The organism is Cryobacterium sp. 10I5 (genome assembly GCF_035019865.1).
GTDB classification, from domain to species: domain Bacteria; phylum Actinomycetota; class Actinomycetes; order Actinomycetales; family Microbacteriaceae; genus Cryobacterium; species Cryobacterium breve_A.
This window is the reverse complement of the sequence record NZ_JASJVI010000021.1, coordinates 25,865-46,154: the sequence shown is the minus strand read 5'-3', so window position 1 is coordinate 46,154 and position 20,290 is coordinate 25,865. Positions and strand designations below refer to the sequence as shown.

General features: G+C 70.0%; 15 protein-coding genes. 10 read left to right on the top strand and 5 right to left on the bottom strand.

The features are described from left to right. Nucleotides 1-47: 47 nt before the first annotated feature. Complete coding sequence (locus tag QN350_RS08090) at nt 48-3,674, bottom strand: bifunctional proline dehydrogenase/L-glutamate gamma-semialdehyde dehydrogenase (RefSeq protein ID WP_323516090.1); 3,627 nt, start codon at nt 3,672-3,674, stop codon at nt 48-50. 163 nt (nt 3,675-3,837) lie between these two features. On the opposite strand from QN350_RS08090, the gene QN350_RS08085 reads away from it, so the two are divergent. From QN350_RS08085 to QN350_RS08065, 5 genes are all read left to right on the top strand, one after another. After that, entirely contained in the window at nt 3,838-4,770 is a 933-nt protein-coding gene (locus QN350_RS08085; protein ID WP_323516086.1) for a LysR family transcriptional regulator, read from the top strand. Between the two features lie 170 nt (nt 4,771-4,940). Next, nucleotides 4,941-5,333: an META domain-containing protein gene (locus QN350_RS08080; protein WP_323516084.1), complete on the top strand. Its 393-nt coding sequence runs from the start codon at nt 4,941-4,943 to the stop codon at nt 5,331-5,333. A 127-nt stretch (nt 5,334-5,460) separates the two neighbouring features. Beyond that, nucleotides 5,461-6,396 (top strand): aldo/keto reductase, encoded by a 936-nt coding sequence (locus QN350_RS08075; RefSeq protein ID WP_322138391.1) that lies wholly within the window; start codon nt 5,461-5,463, stop codon nt 6,394-6,396. Nucleotides 6,397-6,516: 120 nt separating this feature from the next. Further along, nucleotides 6,517-8,139 (top strand): phytoene desaturase family protein, encoded by a 1,623-nt coding sequence (locus tag QN350_RS08070; protein WP_323516083.1) that lies wholly within the window; start codon nt 6,517-6,519, stop codon nt 8,137-8,139. 141 nt (nt 8,140-8,280) lie between these two features. Further along, complete coding sequence (locus QN350_RS08065) at nt 8,281-8,814, top strand: SRPBCC domain-containing protein (RefSeq protein ID WP_281533467.1); 534 nt, start codon at nt 8,281-8,283, stop codon at nt 8,812-8,814. Nucleotides 8,815-8,905: 91 nt separating this feature from the next. Here the strand turns inward: QN350_RS08065 and QN350_RS08060 are convergent, their stop codons facing one another. Beyond that, on the bottom strand, nt 8,906-9,469 hold the full coding sequence (locus QN350_RS08060) for an acyl-CoA thioesterase (RefSeq protein ID WP_322138394.1): 564 nt from the start codon (nt 9,467-9,469) through the stop codon (nt 8,906-8,908). Between the two features lie 42 nt (nt 9,470-9,511). Here QN350_RS08060 and QN350_RS08055 point away from each other — a divergent pair, with 42 nt between their 5' ends. Beyond that, nucleotides 9,512-10,150 (top strand): LysE family translocator, encoded by a 639-nt coding sequence (locus QN350_RS08055; protein WP_322138395.1) that lies wholly within the window; start codon nt 9,512-9,514, stop codon nt 10,148-10,150. Nucleotides 10,151-10,160: 10 nt separating this feature from the next. On the opposite strand, the gene QN350_RS08050 is transcribed toward QN350_RS08055, so the two are convergent. Together QN350_RS08050 and QN350_RS08045 are read right to left on the bottom strand one after the other, a co-directional pair. Next, entirely contained in the window at nt 10,161-11,147 is a 987-nt protein-coding gene (locus QN350_RS08050) for an alpha/beta hydrolase (RefSeq protein WP_322138396.1), read from the bottom strand. A gap of 119 nt (nt 11,148-11,266) precedes the next feature. Next, entirely contained in the window at nt 11,267-11,812 is a 546-nt protein-coding gene (locus QN350_RS08045) for a YbhB/YbcL family Raf kinase inhibitor-like protein (protein WP_323516081.1), read from the bottom strand. Between the two features lie 135 nt (nt 11,813-11,947). Here QN350_RS08045 and QN350_RS08040 point away from each other — a divergent pair, with 135 nt between their 5' ends. Next, nucleotides 11,948-13,648, top strand: a complete 1,701-nt coding sequence (locus tag QN350_RS08040; RefSeq protein WP_322138398.1) for a sodium:proton antiporter — start codon at nt 11,948-11,950, stop codon at nt 13,646-13,648. A 112-nt stretch (nt 13,649-13,760) separates the two neighbouring features. Then, a complete protein-coding gene (locus QN350_RS08035) occupies nt 13,761-14,654 on the top strand; it encodes a rhodanese-related sulfurtransferase (protein WP_323516079.1) in 894 nt (297 codons plus the stop codon). Here QN350_RS08035 and QN350_RS08030 read toward each other — a convergent pair. Continuing rightward, complete coding sequence (locus tag QN350_RS08030; RefSeq protein ID WP_322138400.1) at nt 14,623-16,041, bottom strand: LssY C-terminal domain-containing protein; 1,419 nt, start codon at nt 16,039-16,041, stop codon at nt 14,623-14,625. The genes QN350_RS08035 and QN350_RS08030 overlap by 32 nt on opposite strands. A 157-nt stretch (nt 16,042-16,198) precedes the next feature. Here QN350_RS08030 and QN350_RS08025 point away from each other — a divergent pair, with 157 nt between their 5' ends. Together QN350_RS08025 and QN350_RS08020 are read left to right on the top strand one after the other, a co-directional pair. After that, nucleotides 16,199-17,215 (top strand): MDR family oxidoreductase, encoded by a 1,017-nt coding sequence (locus QN350_RS08025; protein WP_323516077.1) that lies wholly within the window; start codon nt 16,199-16,201, stop codon nt 17,213-17,215. A gap of 379 nt (nt 17,216-17,594) precedes the next feature. Then, a complete protein-coding gene (locus tag QN350_RS08020; RefSeq protein WP_323516076.1) occupies nt 17,595-20,288 on the top strand; it encodes a helix-turn-helix transcriptional regulator in 2,694 nt (897 codons plus the stop codon). Nucleotides 20,289-20,290 lie beyond the last annotated feature (2 nt).

Here is a 20,290-nt window from a genome sequence, read left to right as displayed (position 1 = left end):
GGGGGCGGGTGAGCGCGGGGGGCGCGCGGGGCGCGCGGGGCGGGCGGTCAGATGATGCCGACGGAGAGGGTGCTCGGGTTGCCGAAGCGGTGCGCCGTGATCGAGATCGCCTGCTCCCTGAGGAACGGAAGCAGCTCGACCCGGCCTGCCTGCGTGACCGGGTGGGCGTAGACGGCCACGTCGGGGCTGCCGCGGAGGGCGTGCGCAAGCTGGGCAGCGGCATCCGTCGCCCCGGTCAGCGGGCCGCCGCCGATGAGCCGCACCCGGCTCGTCGTGATGCCGCCCGCCGCGGCGCGGGCGAGCCATTCGGCGTCGCTCTCGACCGTGACCGGGATCTCACGCTCCGCGAGGGCGCCGCGCACGATCGGCGGCATCGGCACCGCGCTCGACACCGAGAAACGCGACTTCGACAGGGTCGCTGCGATGAGCACCCGCAACAGGTTCGACAGGGTCCCGTCCTCGGCGAGGCGCACCGTGACGGGCAACGCCCGGTAACGGAACAGGTTGCGTTCGACGCCGAGTTCCGAGACGTCCCTGACCATCGCGAATTCCTCGCGCCAGGCGAGCGCGTCGCTCAGGGCCGAGCGGCGCAGCACGTCGAAGTCGGCATATTCGAGCACAGCCTGCGAGCCCTCGATGAGCTGGGTGACCCTCGGTTCGAGGCCGCGCAGGTGCAGGGTCGAACTGTTCCTGCCCGGGTTGGTCACCCAGCTGCCGAGGCCGTAGAGGTAGTTCGGGCCGCCGGCCTTCGTGCCTGCTCCCACCGAGGACCGCTTCCAGCCGCCGAACGGCTGGCGCTGCACGATCGCCCCCGTGATCCCCCGGTTGACGTACAGGTTGCCCGCCTCGATCGTCTCGAGCCAGGTCGCGAGTTCTTCGGGGTCGAGCGAATGCAGGCCGGAGGTGAGCCCGTAGTCGACCGCGTTCTGAAAGCGGATGGCTTCCTCGAGGGTGCGCGCATGCATCACTCCCAGCACGGGCCCGAAGAACTCGGTGAGGTGGAAGTAGGAACCGGGGGCGACGCCGGTGCGGATGCCCGGCGACCAGAGCGCGCCGTCCTCGTCGAGCTGCTTCGGTTCGACGAGCCAGCTCTCGCCGACGCCGAGCTCGGTGAGGGCGTGCAGGAGCTTGCCGTTCGCCGGTTCGATGAGCGGGCCCATCTGGGTGACCGGGTCTGAGGGGCGCCCGACCCGCAGGCTGGTCGCGGCGTCGACGAGCTGGCCGAGGAAGCGCTCGGACCGCGCGACGGAACCGACGAGGATGACGAGGCTCGCCGCAGAGCACTTCTGGCCGGCGTGCCCGAAGGCGCTCTTGACGACGTCGGCGGCCGCGAGGTCGAGGTCGGCGGACGGAGTCACGATGATCGCGTTCTTGCCACTCGTCTCCGCGAGCAGGGGCAGGTCCTCGCGGAAGCTCCGGAACAGCTGAGCGGTCTCGTACGCTCCGGTGAGGATGACCCGGTCGACAGAGGGGTGCCCGATCAGCCGGGTGCCGAGCTCCCGGTCGGCGAGGTCGACGAGCGCGAGCAGGTCGCGGGGAACCCCGGCCTCCCAGAGCGCCTCGACCATGACCGCGCCGGAGCGCTGGGCGAGCTTCGCGGGCTTGACGATGACGCCGGAGCCTGCCGCGAGCGCGGCGAGCACCCCGCCTGCGGAGATCGCGACGGGGAAGTTCCACGGCGGAGTCACAACGGTGAGGCGGGGAGGCACGAAGATGGCGCCCTGCACGGCGTCGAGCGCCCGGGCGCTCTCGGCGTAGTAGTGCGCGAAGTCGATGGCCTCGCTCACCTCGGGGTCGCCCTCGGCGATGGTCTTTCCGGTCTCTGCGGCCATCACCTCGATCAGGCGGTCGCGGTTCGCGGCGAGCGCGAGGCCGGCCCGGTGCAGGATCGCGGCCCGTTCCCCTCCGGGGCGCTGGCCCCACTCGTCGCCGCTCGCGGTGACGGTGTCGATGATGGCGTCGAGCTGCTCCTCGGTGTCGACGCGGGCGGCGAGGATCGTGTCGATGCCGAGGCGGGACCCCTCGACCTGGGCGAGGATCCGGCGCCCCCACGCACGGTTCGCGGGCAGTGCGGGGTCGGTGTCCGGTTCGTTGTGGAACCGGCGGATGCCGGCGGCCGCGTTTCCGGGGCCCGCGTGGGTCAGCAGTGCGGCCGTGTCGCTGAGCGAGCCGCGGGTGAAGCCGAGCACGGCATTGGTGAGGCCGAGGTCGTCGTCGGTGTGCTGGGCCGCGTCGACCGCCGACTCGGTCGCCTCGAGCTGGGTGACCGCTGACCGGTCCTGGGTGCGGTTCGGCGCTGGCACGAATGCCTCCGGGCCGACCGACGTTTCGAGGGCCCGGAGCGAGGCGAGGAAGCGCTCCTTCTCGCGTTCGAAGAGCGGGGGCGAGGTCGTGAGCTCGAATACGGCGGACATGAAGTTGTCCTGGCTCGCGTTCTCCTCGAGGCGGCGGATCAGGTAGCTGATCGCCACGTCGAACTCGGCCGGGTTGACGACGGGCGTGTAGAGAAGCAGCCTGCCGACGTCCCGGCTCACGGCCTCGGCCTGGCTCGTCGCCATGCCGAGCAGCATCTCGAACTCGACCCGGTCGTCGACGCCGCGCCGCTTGGCGAGGAGGTGGGCCCAGGCCACGTCGAAGAGGTTGTGCCCGGCGACGCCGATGCGGACGGCATCCGTGTTCTGCGGGGTCAGCGCCCAGTTGAGCACCCGCTTGTAGTTCGTGTCGGCGTCCTGCTTGGTGCCGTAGGTCGCGAGCGGCCAGTCGTGCACGATCGCGTCGACGTGCTCCATGGCGAGGTTGGCGCCCTTGACGACGCGCACCTTGATCGGGGCTCCCCCGGCCGCGCGCCGGCCCTGCGCCCAGTGGGTCAAGCCCTGCAAGGCGCCAAGCGCATCGGGCAGGTAGGCCTGCAGCACGATGCCGGCCTCGAGGCCGAGCAACCGGGGCTGGTCCAGGATGCGTTCGAAGACCGCGATCGTGAGATCGAGGTCGCGGTACTCCTCCATGTCGAGGTTGATGAATTTCGGCACAGCGGATGCCGCGGCGAGCTCGTACAGCGGCGTCAGCCTCTCGACGACCCGGGTCACGGCCTCGTCGAACGACCACATCGAGAGCTGGCTCGCGATCGAAGACACCTTGATCGAGACGTAGTCGACGTCGGGGCGGGCGAGCAGGTCCCTGGTGCCCTCGAGCCGGCGCATGGCCTCCTTCTCGCCGAGCACGGCCTCGCCGAGCAGGTTGATGTTGAGCCGGTTGCCGGATGCGCGCAGGCTCGCGATCGCGGGACCGAGCTTGTCCGGCGTCGCGTCGACGACGAGGTGACCGACCATCTGCCGCAGCACTTTGCGTGCGGCCGGGATGACGACCCACGGCAGCACGGGGCCGAGCACGCCGCCGAGGCCGATGGCGCCGCGCAGGTACCCGGGTAGGAAGCCTGGGGCCTTCTTCGCGACGGCCTGCAGGTTGTACCCGGCGACCATGAGGTCCTGGGGGCGCATGACGCCGTCGACGAAGCCGACCGTGAAGTCGAGTCCGTTCGGGTCCTTGAGCACGCCGGCGAGGCGTTCGGCCGAGACATCCGCAGGAATGGCGGTGCTCTCCGCGAGCCACTTCCTGACGAGCGTGACAACCTCCGCGCTCTGGGCCTGGTGCACGACGGACGGTGAGTTGCTCATGGTCACGAGGGTAGTCTTTCGCTCGCGCAACGGCCGGGAGCCGTTCCGGGGGGACGGAATCTGAGTCCAGTGTCCCGGGAACTTCCGATAAGCAAAAGCGACCGTTAGTGCAGAGTATTGGTTAGTATTTGTGTGCAATGGGGCCGAGTGGAAGGTGCACGCGATGCTGGACGTGCGAAGGTTGCGCCTGCTGCGTGAACTGAAGATCCGGGGGACCCTCGCCGGGGTTGCCGAGGCGCTCTCGTACAGCCCCTCCGCGGTGTCCCAGCAACTCGCCCTGCTCGAGAAGGAGGCGGGGGTCGAGCTCCTGCACAAGGTCGGTCGCCGCGTTCAGCTCACCGCGCAGGCCGAGATCCTCGTCGAGCACACCGCCCACCTGCTCGAACGGCTCGAGATCGCCGAGGCCGAGATGATGGCCTCGCTCACGACCGTCTCCGGCACCGTGCGGGTGGCGGTCTTCCAGTCCGCGTCGCACGCCGTGATCCCGCGGGCGCTGACTCTCCTCACCGCCGAATTCCCCCGGCTGCGTGTCGAAGTGACCGAGCGCGAGCCGGAGCGCGGCCTCTTCGAAGTGAGCGCCAGGGACTTCGACCTCGTCCTCGCCGAGCAGTACCCGGGGCACGGCCGGGCGCACCGGGCGGACCTCGACCGGGTGCACCTGGCCACGGATGCACTGCGGCTCGCGCTGCCGCCCGCGAGCGCCGGTGTCGGCGTGGGCGCGAGCGCCGGGCGGGCCGCGAGCGCAGCAGGGACGCTCGCCGGCATGGCCGGGCTGCCGTGGGTCATGGAACCGCACGGGACCGTCTCCCGGTCGTGGGCGAGCCAGCTGTGCCGCGACGCCGGGTTCGAACCGGACGTCCGGTTCGAGACCGCGGACCTGATCGCGCACATCCGCCTGATCGAATCGGGGAACGCCGTCGGCATCCTGCCGGACCTGGTCTGGGCGGGTGCCGCCCCCACGGTGCACCTCGTCGACCTGCCCGGCGACCCGCGCCGCACCCTCTTCTCGGCCGCGCGCCGCTCGAGCACGAGGCGCCCGGGCGTCGTCGCCGTGCGCGACGCGCTCGCCCGCGCCGTGACCCAGCCTGACCCCTGACGAATTCGACGGAGTTTTTGCCGGGGAAGCGCTTACATCCGGCTCCCACGTGCTTTTTTCGCAAAAACTCCGTCGAATCGGTTAGGCACGGGCGCCTTGACGGGGGTCGCGGGCGGGCCTTGAATAACAAGCAGAGCACGCGCGTGACCGCGTGCGGTTATGGAGTCCCCGTGGTCACCCTCCTCGCCCGCCGCATTCTCGTGGCCACCGCGGCGGCCAGCGTCGCCGTCGCACTCTCCGGGTGCGGGGCATCCGCCGAAAGCGCCGCGACCGGAGTCTGGGGCGATCCTGACGCCCCACGGATGCCGAGCCTCGAACTCCACGAGGACCGTTCGCTCTCCGGCACCGACGGCTGCAACCGGCTCGTCGGCACCTGGAAGATGAGCGGTGACCGGATCGAATTCGGGCCCATCGCCTCGACCCTGATGGCCTGCGAGGGTGTCGACACCTGGCTGGGAGCCGCGACGACCGCGACCATCGACGGCTCAACGATGACCCTCACGGACCAGGGCGGGAAAGAGATCGGCACCCTCGAGCGCCGGCCGGCGAGCAGCCCGAACTGACCCGCAGCGCCCGAGGGGAGCAACACCGGCGAACGGACGACCCCGAACCATTGAGCGCTTCCCCTTCTCAATCGCATCGCCGTCAGTTGTTTTACTTCTGCACGGGCCTCGCCTAGCGTGAGTCGACATGAAGACTTTCACCCTGCCCGGCACCGATATCGTCGCCCCGAACGTCATCCTCGGCCTGATGCGCATCCAGGAGAAGAGCGACGACGAGGTCCGCGACCTCGTGCGCACCGCCCGCGACGCCGGAATCGACTTCCTCGACCACGCCGACATCTACGGCTCAGAACTGCACGGCTGCGAACGCCGCTTCGGCGAGGCGCTGCAGCTCACCCCCGCGCAGCGTGACGAGATCACGATCCAGACGAAGACGGGAATCGTCGGGGACGGACCGTATTTCGACTTCTCCTACGAGCACATCATCGAGTCCGTCGAGGGGTCGCTCGCCGCCCTGCGGACCGACCACATCGACATCCTGCTGCTGCACCGCCCCGACGCCCTCGTCGAACCCGAGGAGGTCGCCCGCGCGTTCGACGAACTCGAAGCCGCGGGCAAGGTTCGGGCCTTCGGCGTCTCGAACCACACCCCGCGCCAGATCGACCTGCTGCGGAAGTACGTGCGCCAGCCGATCGTCGTCAACCAGCTGCAGCTCTCGCTCACCCACGCACCGATCATCGCCCAGGGCGTCTCCGCGAACATGAGCGCGCAGGAGCAGGCCGTCACCCGCGACGGGGGCGGCATCGTCGACTACTGCCGCCTGAACGACATCACCATCCAGGCCTGGTCGCCGTTCCAGGCCGGCTTCTTCACGGGGGTGTTCCTCGGCTCGCCGGAGTACCCCGAGCTCAACGCCGTCATCGACCGACTCTCCGCACAGTACGGCGTCCCGGCGATCGCGATCGCGACCGCCTGGATCCTCCGTCACCCCGCCCGGATGCAGGTCGTTCTCGGCACCACCACCCCCGAGCGCGTCACCGGCGCGGCCCAGGGCTCAGACGTGACGCTCACCAGGGCCGAGTGGTACGAGCTCTTCCGCGCCGCAGGGCACATCGTCCCCTGAGTGCTATCGGGGCTGTCCGGGCTGTCGGGGCTGTCCGGGCTGTCGGGGCCGTCCAGGCCGTCCAGGCCGGATGTCCCGCGCCGGCCCGCACGCGACGGCGCCCGTTGCTAGTCTCGAGGCGTGACGGAACCCACTCATGACGTTGTCATCGTCGGCGGCGGCCACAACGGACTGACCGCCGCCGCGTACCTCGCCCTCGCCGGCCGCAGCGTGATCGTGCTCGAGCGCGCGGACCACGTCGGCGGGGCCGCGATCTCCGCGGAGGCGTTCGAGGGCGTCGATGCCCGGCTCTCGCGCTACTCCTACCTCGTCAGCCTGCTGCCGCAGCGGATCATCGACGAACTCGGCCTCGAGATCGGCCTCGCCCGTCGCCGCTTCTCCTCGTACACGCCGAACCCCGCCGACCCGGCCGGCGGGCTCCTCGTCGACAACGGCGACGACTCCGCCACGCGGGCGAGCTTCGACCGGATCGGCGCACCCGCCGACGCCCCGGCCTGGGCCGACTTCTGCGCCGACACCGGGCGGCTTGCCCGAGCGCTCTTCCCCACGGTCTGCGAACCCCTGCCGACCCGCTCCGAGGCGAGGCTGCTGCTCGGCGACGACTCCCTGTGGGATCGCTTCGTCGAGCATCCGCTCGGCCGGACGATCACCGAGGCCTTCACGAACGACCTCGTGCGCGGCGTCGTCGCGACCGACGGCCTGATCGGCACGTTCACGTCTGCGGATGCGAGCGACCTCGCTGCGAACCGCTGCTTCCTCTACCACGTGATCGGCAACGGCACCGGGGACTGGGACGTGCCGATCGGCGGGATGGGAGCCGTGACGGGCGAACTCGAGAAGGCGGCGCGGCAGGCGGGTGCCCGGATCGTGACCGCTGCCGAGGTGACGAGCGTCCGTCCGGACGGAACCGTGCGCTACCGGCGCGGCGGCAGCATCCGCGAGGTCGCCGGAACGGTCGTGCTCTCCGGTGTCGCCCCCTGGGTGCTCGAGCGGCTCCTCGAAGCGGATGCCGGCGGCCGGGAGGATCGCGACGCCGCGCCAGACGCCGCTCCCGACCGGGTGCCCGCGCCGAAGCCGGAGGGCGCCCAGGTCAAGGTCAACCTCCTGCTGCGCCGCCTGCCGCAGCTCCGCGACACGTCGGTCACCGCAGAGGCCGCGTTCGGCGGCACCTTCCACGTCAACGAGACGTACATCCAGCTCGAGGGCGCGTACGACGAGGCCATCCGGGGGATCATCCCGGACCGGCTGCCCTGTGAGATCTACTGTCATTCCCTGAGCGACCCGAGCATCCTGTCGCCGGAGCTCGCGGCATCCGGCGCCCACACCCTCACCGTCTTCGGCCTGCACGCACCGAACCGCTGGCTGAGCGATGAGAACAACGACGCAACGCGGGCCCGGCTCCAGGAGGCCGTGCTCGCCTCGCTCAACTCGGTGCTCGCCGAGCCGATCGAAGACCTGCTGCTGACGGATGCGGCCGGCCGGCCCTGCATCGAGACGAAGACGACCCTCGACCTCGAGCACGCCCTCAACCTGCCCGGCGGGAACATCTTCCACGGTCCCCTCGAGTGGCCGTTCCTCGAGGACGACGCTCCCCGGGGCACCGCGGCGGAACGCTGGGGGGTCGCGACCCGGTATCCGCGCATCCTGGTCTGCGGCGCCGGCGCCCGCCGTGGCGGCGGCGTCAGCGGCATCGGAGGGCACAACGCCGCCCTGGCGGTGCTCGAGGCAGAGCTCGACGACTGAACCCGCCGGGCGATTTCGGCGGCCGATTTCGGCGGCCGGGGCCAGCGAACCAGGCCGGCACAGGCGATGCTGTGGCACGGGGACGCCGAACGGGTTTAGCCTGAAGGCACGGCTCCTGTTTCACTCACCGCGGAGGTTCCCATGTCAGCCAAGCCCACCGGTCGCCTCGCCCATCGCGAGGACGGGCTGTACCTCATGCTCGATCGTCTTTTCACGGCGCCCATCGACGACGTCTGGGCGAGCGTCAGCCGGCCCGGTGGCCTCGCCGGGTGGATCGGGACGTACACCGGGGCGCCGGAGACCGGTGCGGTGCGCTTCAAGCTCTCCGAAGCGGATGCCGAGTGGACGTATGTGACGATCCTCAAGTGCATCCCGCCGAAGCGGTTCACCGTCAACCTCGGCGAGGGTGAAGCGGCGAGGCACCTGATCCTGCACCTCGTCGAAGGCGCGGGAATGACCACGCTCACCCTCGGGCAGCGCCTGCACTCCGCGGCGGACGCCGCACGGGTCGGGCCGTTCTGGGACTACTACCTCGATCGCCTCGTCGCCGTGCGCACCGGGCAGCCGCTGCCCGCCCACGAGCACTACGCGGGCGGGCACGAGCTCTACTACTCCGAGCTCATCGTCCCGACCAAGCCCCCGGTCGCTCCCGTCCCCGCACCGCCGCGCGCATAGTCCTGCCGACCGTCCCCGAGGGTGCGAGCCCTCCCGGACGTCGGCGCGCCAGAACTGCTGCGCCCGCTGCCGAAACGGCCGCTGCCGCCGACTATTCCCAGAGACTCGGGGCGGCCGCGCGGGTCGCGGGCAGGGCGACGTCGGCGCTCCACTCGAGCAGCCACGTCGGGACGGTGAGACCGGCGGGCGCCGGTCCGACGGCGGCCAGCAGTTCCTCGATTCCGACGACGCCCCCGCTGCGCTTGAGGAAGCGACCCCGGATGAAGCCGAGCGCGAGGATCTCGGGGTTACCGTCGGCATCCGGTCGCACGAAGCGCTGCTCCACGTAGACGGCCTTCTCGTCGAAACCGAGGATGCGCGATTCGACGGTGAACCGCTGGCCGACGGTGAGCGACTTACGGAAGCTGATGGTCTCGCTCACGACGACGGGGTACCAGCCCCGTGCGGTGAAGATCGGCCAGATGCCGGTGCGGTGCAGCAGGTCGAGCCTGGCGATGTCCATGATCGACAGGTACACCCCGTTGTTCATGTGCCTCAGGATGTCCTGGTCGGTCGGGAGAGTCACGAACCGGGTTCTCACGACGTCATAGGACCCGACGCGGGGGCCCCGCTTCGACAGCCAGCCGTGGAAGAGGGTGCGCATCAGCATATGCATCCTGCGATGTTAACGCCTCGGGCGATTGGGTAGCATTCCGGTATGGTCCCGATCGATCACCTGCTCACGTTCGCGCTCGCCTCCGTCGCACTCATCGCGCTGCCGGGGCCGACCGTTCTCTTCGTGATCGGACGCTCCCTCGCGCTCGGACGTCTCGGCGGTTTCCTGAGCGTGCTCGGAAACGCCCTCGGGATGCTGCCCCTCATCGCCGCGGTCGCCCTCGGCCTCGGCGCGCTCGTGACCCAGTCGATCGTGGTCTTCACGATCGTCAAGGTCGTCGGCGCCGCCTACATCGTCTACCTCGGCATCCACGCGATCACGCACCGCGGCGCCGTCACCCGGGCACGCGGCGTCACGCTCGTCGGCCGACCCTGGTGGCGGCTGCTCGCCGAGGGGTCGGTCGTCGGCGCCACGAACCCCAAGTCGATCGTGTTCTTCGTCGCCGTGCTGCCCCAGTTCGTCGACTACCGTGCCGGTGCGGTGCCGCTGCAGCTGCTTACCCTCGGCACCATCTTCGTCGTGCTCGCCCTCGCGGGCGACAGCGTCTGGGCACTCGCAGCGGGCACGGCGCGGAACTGGTTCGCGAAGTCGCCAAAACGCCTCGAACGGCTTTCCGCCGGCGGCGGAGTCATGATGATCGGCCTCGGCGGCGTCCTGGTCGCGACCGGCGCCCAGAGCTGAACCGCCGTTCCTAAACGGCGACCGGGGCCGGAACGGGCACTGGAAGGGCCGCGACCCGACGGACGAACGCGCCGAGGCGCCGGTAGACCTCCTGCGACTCGGGATGCCGCGCGTCCTGCTGCCAGGTGTGATGGGTGTTCGCCTGCCGCCGGTCGTAGATCAGGCTGTCCACCTGGATCGACCGGCGCTTGAGCGCAGCGATGAAGTTCAGGTTCGCCCGGTAGAAGTAGTCCCGCTCGCTCGTCGTGACGAAGACGGGCGGGAATCCGCTGTCGAGCCATTCGATCGGGTTCATGAACCGAGCCGCGGCCCGCAGCACGACTCCGCGCCCCCGCTCGGGCAGCAGCATCCGCAGGAAGTTGAGGCTCAGCACGAAGCCGCGCTCGAACATCACCGAGAGGTCGGCGATGCTGCAGTGCTGCACGAGACCGCGGAGGTTGCCCGGATCTACGTGGGGTTCGATGCCGTAGTGGGCCGCGAGCTCCGGCTCGAATGCGGATGCCGCGAGGAGCGCCGCGATGTGGCCGCCGGCCGAATCCCCGCCGAGCACGATCCGGGTCGGGTCACCGCCGAAGTCGGCCACGTTGCGGGCCACCCAGTCGAGCACCGCATCACCGTCCTCGAGCATGTGCCTGAGCTGGAACCTGGTGGCCATCCGGTAGTTGGCATTGACGACGACCATCCCGTCCGCGGCCTGGCTCGCGCAGTACTTGGTGAGTGGCGCCTTGTCGCCGGAGGTCCAGCCGCCGCCATGGAAATACACGTAGACCGGAAGCGGACCGGCAGGGTCGTGCGGCACCATCACGTCGAGCCGGTGGTCGCGGCTCGCGTCCCCGATGTAGTCGACGTCGAGGTGGTAGTCCACCGTATCGATCGGCTGGAGGTTGAACTTGTGCAGCTCGCCGGGAGAGAGCCGGATCATCAGGGCCCGCCAGACCCAGACGGGAACGCGGCGGAGACTGGTTTCGCGGGGTTTCAGGGTGGTGCCTGCGGTCATGCGAGGGTGCTGCGGATCTGGTTCACAGCACGAACCTAGGTCCCGCGTGTGTGAGCAACCTGAGAGGACCTCAGGTTTCGGCCCCGGGCAGGCTTATGTTTTCGATCCGGGCAGGCGTTCTAGGGGTGCAGTGCCGCCCCGCCGAAGGCGCCGGTCGCTTCGATGACCGCGCGGCCGAGGGTGTGGAACCGGAGGGTGAAGCCGAGCACGGCGGGAGTCGATCCCGGGTCGAGGTCGAGAGTGGGGACATCCACTGCGTGCACGATGAACTGGTAGCGGTGGGTGCCGGTTCCGGGCGGCGGGCCGGCGCCGATGAAGGAGGTGAGCCGCAGCTCGTTGGGCAGGGTGACCGCTCCGGCGGGTAGCAGCGCTCCGCCGGGTGCGCCGGCTCCGGCCGGCAGAGACGTGACGGAGGCCGGGATGTTGAAGACCGCCCAGTGCCAGAAGCCGGAGCCGGTCGGTGCATCCGGGTCGTAGAGAGTGACCGCGAAGCTCTTCGTCTCGGCCGGGAACCCGCTCCAGGACAGCTGCGGCGAGCGCTCGAGGCCACCGGCTCCCGCGCCGAACTGCGCGGCCGAAAGCGGTGCCCCGTCGGTCACATCCGTGCTCGAGAGCGTGAAGAGCGGCACCTCGCCGTAGACGGCGAGCGGATCGACGGTGGTCATGGGTCCTCCTGGCGGCGGGGGTTCTTGTGCGGGCTGCCCCCAGTTTAGGCGCCAGGCGTCCTCGCTTCGAAGATCCTCAGGCGCCGCCAAGGTCGCACAGCGGTCGGGTCCAGCCCGCCTCGCTACGGTCCAGCAATGGACTATTCCCTTCTCGGCGTCTTCGGCATCCTGACCATCGTGTCGGTCGCCGTCATCGCGCCGCGGCTCGGAGTCGCCGCCCCGCTCCTCCTCGTGCCCATCGGGATCGCGGCGAGCCTCGTCCCCGGCGTACCGGCCTTCGATTTCCCGCCAGAGCTCATCCTCGCGGTCGTCCTCCCTCCGCTCCTCTATTCGGCCGCGGTCAACGTGCCGTTGCACGACTTCCGCCGCAACGCGACGGCGATCACCGGGCTCTCTGTGCTGCTCGTGATCGTGAGCGCCGTCGCGAGCGGAGCACTGTTCCACTGGTTGCTGCCCGGCCTCAGCGTTCCCGCCGCCCTCGCGCTCGGTGCGGTCGTGAGCCCGACGGATGCGGTCGCAGCGACCTCGATGGGGCGCCGGCTGGGGCTGCCACCCCGGGTGGTGACCCTGCTGGAGGGTGAGGGACTGCTCAACGACGCCTCGGCCCTCGTGCTGCTCCGCTGTGCGATCGCGGCGACGGCAGGCGGGGTGTCCCTGATCGGCGTGGCCGGGGACTTCGTGTACGCCGTCGGAGTCGCGATCGGGATCGGTCTCATCGTGGGGCACCTGACCGTGTGGCTGAGGTCGCGCCTGGGGAACGTCGTGCTCAACACGACGATCTCATTCGCGGTGCCGTTCCTCGCGTTCATCCCGACCGACCACGTCCACGCGTCCGGGGTGCTCGCCGTCGTCGTCGCCGGGCTCGTGACCGGGCATCGGGGACCGCTGGTCTTCACTGCGGAAGTGCGGATCAGCGAACAGGTGAACTGGCGGACGATCCAGTTCGTGCTCGAGAACGGCGTCTTCCTCCTGATGGGCTTCGAACTGAAGTACCTGGTCGGCGAGGTGCACGAGGATCATGTCAGCGTCATCGAGGCCGTCGGCATCGGACTTCTCGCGACCGTCGTCCTCGTCGTCGTCCGGGGCGCCTTCGTCGTACCTCTTGTCGCCCAGCTCAAACGACAAGAGCGCAGGGCCCGGGCCGGCGGCCGGGAGGTCGACTCCGCACTGCGGCGGCTGCGCATGGCCAGGCATGAGGGCGTCGCCCAGGCCAGTGCTCACCGGAGGCTGACCAGGAAGCGGGCGGACCTCGACTTCCAGACGGTCGAGAGCCTCGGCTGGCGGGACGGCGCTGTGCTCGGCTGGTCGGGGATGCGAGGCGTCGTCGCACTCGCCGCCGCGCAGTCGCTGCCGACCGGCATCCCCTACCGGCCGCAGCTGATCTTCATCGCGTTCACCGTTGCCCTCGTGACCCTGCTCGTGCAGGGCGGCACCCTGCCGCTGCTGATCCGCAGGCTCGGGCTCACCGGAAGCGCCGAGGCGGATGACCAGCGTGGCTTCGCAGCCCTCGTCGGCCAGATCAGCGCGGCCGGGCTCCAGAGCCTCGGCAACCCTGCGCTCGCGCAGGACGGTGGTGAACCGTTCACCGCGGAGGCACTGTCCCTGGTGCGTGCGGACAGCATCCGCCGCGCACAGGCGCTCGACGAGACGGCGGCCCCGGCCACCGCGGCACCGCACCACCAGCACCGTGCGCTGCGGCTGCACGTGCTCGCACGTGAGCGCGCCGCCCTGCTCGACGCCCGCGAGACGGGGGTCTACGGCTCGCACCTCATCGAGAGGGCCCAGCGCATGCTCGACCTCGAGGAGACCCGGCTGTCCTCCAACCCCTGGGCATGACTCCTGCACATTCCCCTGCGGTGGAATTCCTGCCGCGTGATTCCGGGGCCCCCGCCGTCAACCGCGGGAATCTGCAGGAGTCATGCCGAACCAGGGCGGGTAACATGGCGCGGTGGCCATTCCGAAGATCCTGCTGTACTACGTCTTCACGCCGCTCGCCGACCCCGAGGCCGTGCGGCTCTGGCAGCGCGGCCTGTGCGAAGCGCTCGGACTGCGCGGCCGCATCCTGATCTCGAAGGACGGCATCAACGGCACGGTCGGCGGCGACCTCCCCGCCGTGAAACGCTACGTGCGGACGACGCGCGAATACCCGGCGTTCCGCGACATCGACTTCAAGTGGAGCGAAGGCACCGGCCTCGACGAAGCCGGCCTGAGCCTCGACTTCCCGCGGCTCGTGGTGAAGGTGCGCGAGGAGATCGTGAGCTTCGGCGCTCCCGGCGAGCTCACGGTCACCGGGGCGGGAGTGCAGGGCGGCGGCACCCGGCTCGACCCCGCCGCGCTGCACGAACTCGTCGCCGAGCGCGGCGAAGACCTGGTCTTCTTCGACGGCCGCAACTCCTTCGAAGCGGAGATCGGACGCTTCCGGGGCGCCGTCGTTCCCGACGTCGCAACGACCCGCGACTTCGCCGCCGAGCTCGACAGCGGCCGGTATGACCACCTCAAGGACCGCCCGGTCGTCACCTACTGCACCGGCGGCATCCGCTGCGAAGTGCTCAGCTCGCTGATGAAGGACCGCGGCTTCGGCGAGGTCTACCAGCTCGACGGCGGTATCGTGCGCTACGGCGAGGCCTACGGCAACTCCGGCCTCTGGGACGGTTCGCTCTATGTCTTCGACCAGCGGATGTCCGTCGACTTCGCCGGGGACACCGCGGTCCTCGGCCGGTGCGCCTGCTGCGCGGCAGCGACGAATCAGATGATGAACTGCCGCGAACCGTCCTGCCGGGAACAGCTCGTCGTCTGCCGGGACTGCACCGCTACGGCGCCCGCCTGCCCCGCGCACTCCTGACCGGCCGCGCGCGGGAGAACTCCCTCGCGTCCTTCGCCGAGAGGGCGAGCAGGATGAGGATGTCGAAGGTGACGCTCACGAGCGAGGTCCGCAGGGTGATCGCGGCCCCGTTGACGGCATAGTCGACGAAGCTTGTGATGATGCTCACCGTCGCGAACGACATCGCCACGATCCGCGCCCAGTTCCTGCCGAAGTACACGAATGCGGCGAAGCCGATGTTGAGGGCGAGGACGACTCCGTAGCCGGCCAGCAATAGCCCGAGGGCGACGCCGGCCGTAGCGGGGTCGACGGTGCCCGCCGGCTTGCCGTCGATGGCGACGGCCGAGACGAACTCCGGCCAGTCGAGCGCAGCGAGGACGATGACACCGAGGCCGGACAGGACCCGAGCCGAGAGCATCAGGGCTCCGACGCTGATCGAAGCCGGCCGCCGCCGGTGGACACCGGGTGCCGCCGGCGCCGCGCTCCCGTTCGGTGCCTCGCCCGATGCCGTGGACGGAACCGGCGCGGCAGCAGAACCCGCCCGCGCAGCCGCGCTGCCGGACACCGCGACGCCGGACACGTCGATGACCGGCAGGTCTCCGTCCGTCTGTATCGTGTCACCTCCGCCGTTGCGCGCGTGGTAGCCGCTCGCGAAGTCCCGGATCACGTCCACCCGGGCCCCCGAGCCGGCCTGAAGCAGCGACTCGACGATGTGGTCCCGCTCGATGTCGGTGTTCTCATCGATCTTGTGCGTGATCTGCAGGGTGAACAGGGAGAAGCCGACGGCGCGATCGAAGGTCCCCGCCGCGAGCCAGTCGACCCTCGTCCCGCCCGGGAGGAGCCAGCCGTCCGGGCAGCGCCAGAACCGCACGTGGTGCCGCTTGGCCGGATTGTCGGCGACCTCCTGCTGGTACGCGAAATCCTGCATCCGGTCGAACAGGAACAGCGGGCTGACGGGCGCCTCGTCATAACTGCGCCTGGCGAGCGTCGCCGAGACCATCCTCCAGGTCGTGCCGGGCGTGATGTCGTCCGCCCGCGTCCAGCCTGCCGCGGCGAGCGCCTGCTGAAGCTGTTCCGCCGAGCCGGTGATCGCGAGGTTGACCGGGTCGCCGAGCAGGCCGTCGCTCGTGCGGGTGCGGCCGATGAAGTAGTTGGGGACGTACAGCTGCGTGAGGATCCGGTGCAGCCTCGGGAGCACGAGGTACGCGAGCAGCACCCAGAAAAGCACGGCGAACCAGAGCGCACCCCAGCCGAGCAGGAAGCTCTCGCTCACGAGCAGAACGGCGAGCCAGACCGCGGCGAACCCTCCGAAGACGAAGAAGAAGGCGTCGACGCCCGCACTCAGCGAGAGTCGGCGCGGCACGATCCGCACCTTCTCTGGCACGGCGGCGGCGGTCATAGCGCTCATGTTATCGATTCGGCCGCGAGCTGGCGAGGGTGATCCGGGTCCCCGCGGTCTCCGCGAGAGCGCACTTTTGGCCCTTAAACCACCGCCATAAGGGCCAAAAGTGCGCTCTCGCGGAGGGGGAGGAAGGCGGGCGAGCGACGAGTCGTAGGCTCGGAGCATGACTAGTGAGACTCGGTTCCGCGCCATCGTCGTCGAACGAACCGTTGCGGAGGACGGCACGAAGTCGCAGCATGCGACGCTCACGCTCGTCGACGAGACCTTCCTGATGCCGGGTGACGTGACCATCTCCGTCGAATTCTCGAGCCTCAATTACAAGGACGGGCTCGCGCTCGCCGGTCGGCCCGGGGTCATCCGCGTCTGGCCCCTCATCGCCGGGATCGACATCGTCGGCACCGTCGAGTCGAGCGAGGACCCGCGCTGGGTTCCGGGAGACCGGGTCATCCTGAACGGCTCCGGCCTGGGCGAGACCCACCATGGCGGCCTCGCCGAACGCGCCAGGGTCTCTGGGGCCTCCCTGGTGCGCCTGCCCGCCGGGATCAGTGCCCGCCAGGCGGCCGCGATCGGCACGGCCGGCTTCACCGCCATGCTCGCCGTGCTCGCGCTCGAACGCGGCGGCACGACGCCGGACTCCGGTCCTGTGCTCGTCACGGGCGCCGCCGGCGGCGTCGGGTCGATCGCGGTTGCCCTGCTCTCGGCCCGTGGCTACCGGGTGACGGCGTCGACCGGCCGCGTCGACGAGCTCGGCGATTACCTTCGCACCCTCGGGGCCGAGGCCGTCCTGGACCGGAGCACCCTCTCCGAGCCCGGCAAACCGCTCCAGGCCCAGCGCTGGGCCGCGGCCGTCGACTCCGTCGGGAGCGCCACCCTCGCCAACGTCCTCGCCCAGGCGAACTACGGGGCCGTGATCACCGCCTGCGGCCTTGCCCAGGGCGCCGACCTTCCGACAACGGTGATGCCTTTCATCCTGCGCGGGGTGAGCCTCGTGGGCATCAACTCCGTCGAGGCCCCCCTGGCCCTCCGGGAACAGGCGTGGTCGCGGCTTGAATCCGGCCTCGACCTGGCGCTCCTCGACGGTCTGACGTCGAGCATCCCGCTCGGGGAGGCCATCAGCGCGGCCGATGACATCCTCGCGGGTCGCCTGCACGGGCGCACGGTCGTCGCGATCCACGAATAGCGCGGTCAGACCCGATTTAATCAGGGCAGTTCGGCCCAGCGCACTATCAGAACGGAGGCGCCTCGCCGCATCCGCCGTCATTCGACGCGCCGTAATCCCCCACTAGTGGGGGATACCTTGGAAAAAAATGAGCGTACCTTGCATAACAGGAACCCCCTTCACCGGGGGTGCCAGGCTCCGGACCACCCATTCCGGAACCGCACACAGGTAGTCGCACACAGGTAGTAATGCAGAGCACCGACTCATCCCCGAGGCGGCTGCTGTACTCCCCGAATAGAGTGATCCGCACGCACTCGTTACCCGAAACGAAGCGCCGTCTCATGAATGAACTCCTTCACCGACCCCCGGAACGGTACGGACAGACCCCGGGGGCCTTCGCATGAAGTCCAGCATCCACCGCGACATGCTGGGCGCGATCATCGATGTCGCAACGGCCGCCCATGAGTCGGCCCTGCTGGTCGTCGGCGAACCCGGATCCGGTAAGTCGCGCCTGCTCGCCTGCGTCGAACCGATCGCTGGGGTCGAGATCTTTCGGGTCAAGATCAATCCTGCCGAAGCCGGTTTCCCGCTCTCCGGCCTCTCAGCCTTCGTCGCCTCCTTCCAGAACCCGGCCGCCGCCGCGCTCTCCAGCGAACTCCTGATCCCCGGTGAAGCGGATGCCCAGCTTGCCGGCCGCGCAGCGGAACTTCTCGCCCTGATCCGCGACTGCACGCCGGCGGCAACCCTCCTCCTGATCGACGACCTCGACCTGATGGACCTCGCGAGCCAGACCGTCTTCGCGATGGTCGCGACGCGCCTCGGCGGCACGGGACTGCGCCTCGTGGGCACCGTGTCTGCTGAGCCGCCCGTCGGCCCGCTCGCCTCGCTCCCCCGCATCACCCTCGACCGGCTCACCTTCGCCGAATCGATGCTCCTCGCGACCGAGCTCCTGGGGCCCCAGGCCGACGAGGCGCTCCGTCGCATGCTCGCCTTCTCCTCGTCGGGAAGTCCGTCGGAACTCGCCAGGAACGCCCGGCTCCTGACCAGCAGGCATCTCGGCAACACTGCCCCGGTCGCGCTGCCGTTCCGCGCCTCGCGCGCCCCCTCGACCCGGACCTCACAGGAACCGGACGACCAGCATCTGCTGCTGGCGATGCTGTCCTGCTCCTACCTGAGCAGCCAGGATCCGTTCCGGCAGAGCGGCGACCCCCTTCGCGGGGCCCTGGAGGAGCTCCTGTCCGCGGGCACAGTGGTCCGCGACGGCCGGTACCTCCGGATTTCCGACTCTGCGCTGCGATCCCACCTCTACTGGTCCATCGACGCCGGTACCCGTGCCGAATTCCACGCCCGCGCCGCCCGAAGCGAGGCAGCGCCCGGCGGGGACCCCGGCCTCGCGGCCTGGCACCGCAGCTGGGCGGATGCCGGCAGCCTGTCTTCGGACGAACTGCTCGCCTCCGCTGCCGAATTCGCCGGCAGGGGCCTGATCTGGCAGGCCGTCGAACTCGCCGAACGCGCCCTCGCGCTCGCCCTCGACGCGACGGGCAGCCCCGAGGCCCTTCTCGAGGTCGCGGACGCGCTGTACCTGCAGGGCGAACTCTCGTATGCGGCCCGCTACGCCAGGCTCGGCCAGCGCAGGCCCGGCTCGATCGCCACGGTCACAAAGCTGGCGATCCTCCGCACCGGAATCGAATTCATGTCGACCCACCAGTTGCTCACGACCGACCTCGACGACTGGGTCGGTCTGCGCGGCGCGGGCAGCAGGGCAGAAGACCTCGCGCGCCTGCTCGGCATGAGCGCCCTCAGTCACGCCGAGCGCTGGGAAGTCGACGCCGCGCGGGACGCCCTGGCCAGGGGCCGCCACCTTCTCGAGAGCGCAACCCCGGAGTCCGTCGAACTCCACGAGCTGTCCGCGCTGCTGCTCTCCGCCCTCGAGGGCGACCCTGGTCCGTCGACGCGGATGTTCGAGAGGGTCTCCCGGCACGGCTGGACAGAGGAGACGAGCGCGCGCGCCCTGTCCGTCCTCGGCCGCAGCCTCACGTTCATCGATCGCTACGGCGACGCCAGGCGGGTGCTGCGCACCGTCGTCGGACTCGAGCCCCCTCCTGACCCGATCGTCCTGCAGACGGCCAGGTACTACCTCGCCGAGAACGAAATCCTCGCCGGCAACCAATTCGAGGCCATGGCCATCATCGAATCGCTCACGGCCTCAGGGACGGAACAGGTGCATCGTCGCCCGCTCCAGCTCTTGACGGCCTGGTACTGGCAGGCCCGCGGTGACCGCGCCCGCGCGGACGCGGCGATCGAGCTCTGCAACCGCAGCTTCGCGACGAGCGACCATCCGGCGCTCGCCGCACGGCTCGTAGCCGACCAGGGTCGGTTCGCCCTCATGGAGGGCCGGTTCGACGATGCGATCGCGTTCCTGCACCGGGCGGGGGCAATCGGTTCCGCGTTCCGCAATCCCTCGCTGCTCCGGAACCAGGTCGACCTGATCGAGGCATACGTGCTGTCCGGCCGGCTGCGGGAGGCCGTCATCCAGTTCCGCGAGTTCCGGGCCAGGGCCCGGCCCTTCCACACCCGGTGGATCGTGCTCGCCTCCGCACGCGCCGAGGCCCTGCTGACACCCGGCGAGGCATCCGTGGCCGTCTTCGAACACGCTGCGGGCCTCTGGCAGCCCAATGACTCACAATTCGAGCAGGGCCGCACCCTTCTGAGCTTCGCCGACCGGCTCGTGAACCTCGGTCACGGCAGGGAAGGCGCCGACCAGTACCTGGCCGCACGGATGATCTTCACCCAGCTCGGCGCCATCCCGTGGGCCAGGAAGGCGGATGCCGTGCGTCTCGGCACCCACGCCCCGAGCGTCAACCCCCTCCTCGCGACCCTCGCCCCCGACGAACGACTCGTCGCCGAACTCGTGCAGCAGGGCAAGCGCAACAAGGAAATCGCAGCAGAGCTCTTCGTGTCCCTGCGCACCGTGGAGGTGCGTCTCACCCGCACGTACAACAAGCTCGGCGCCAAGTCCCGGTCGCACCTGATCGCGCTGCTCTCCGGCTCCGGAGCGGTGCTGGCGGATGGCGCGGCGAGCGGGATGGTCTGAGC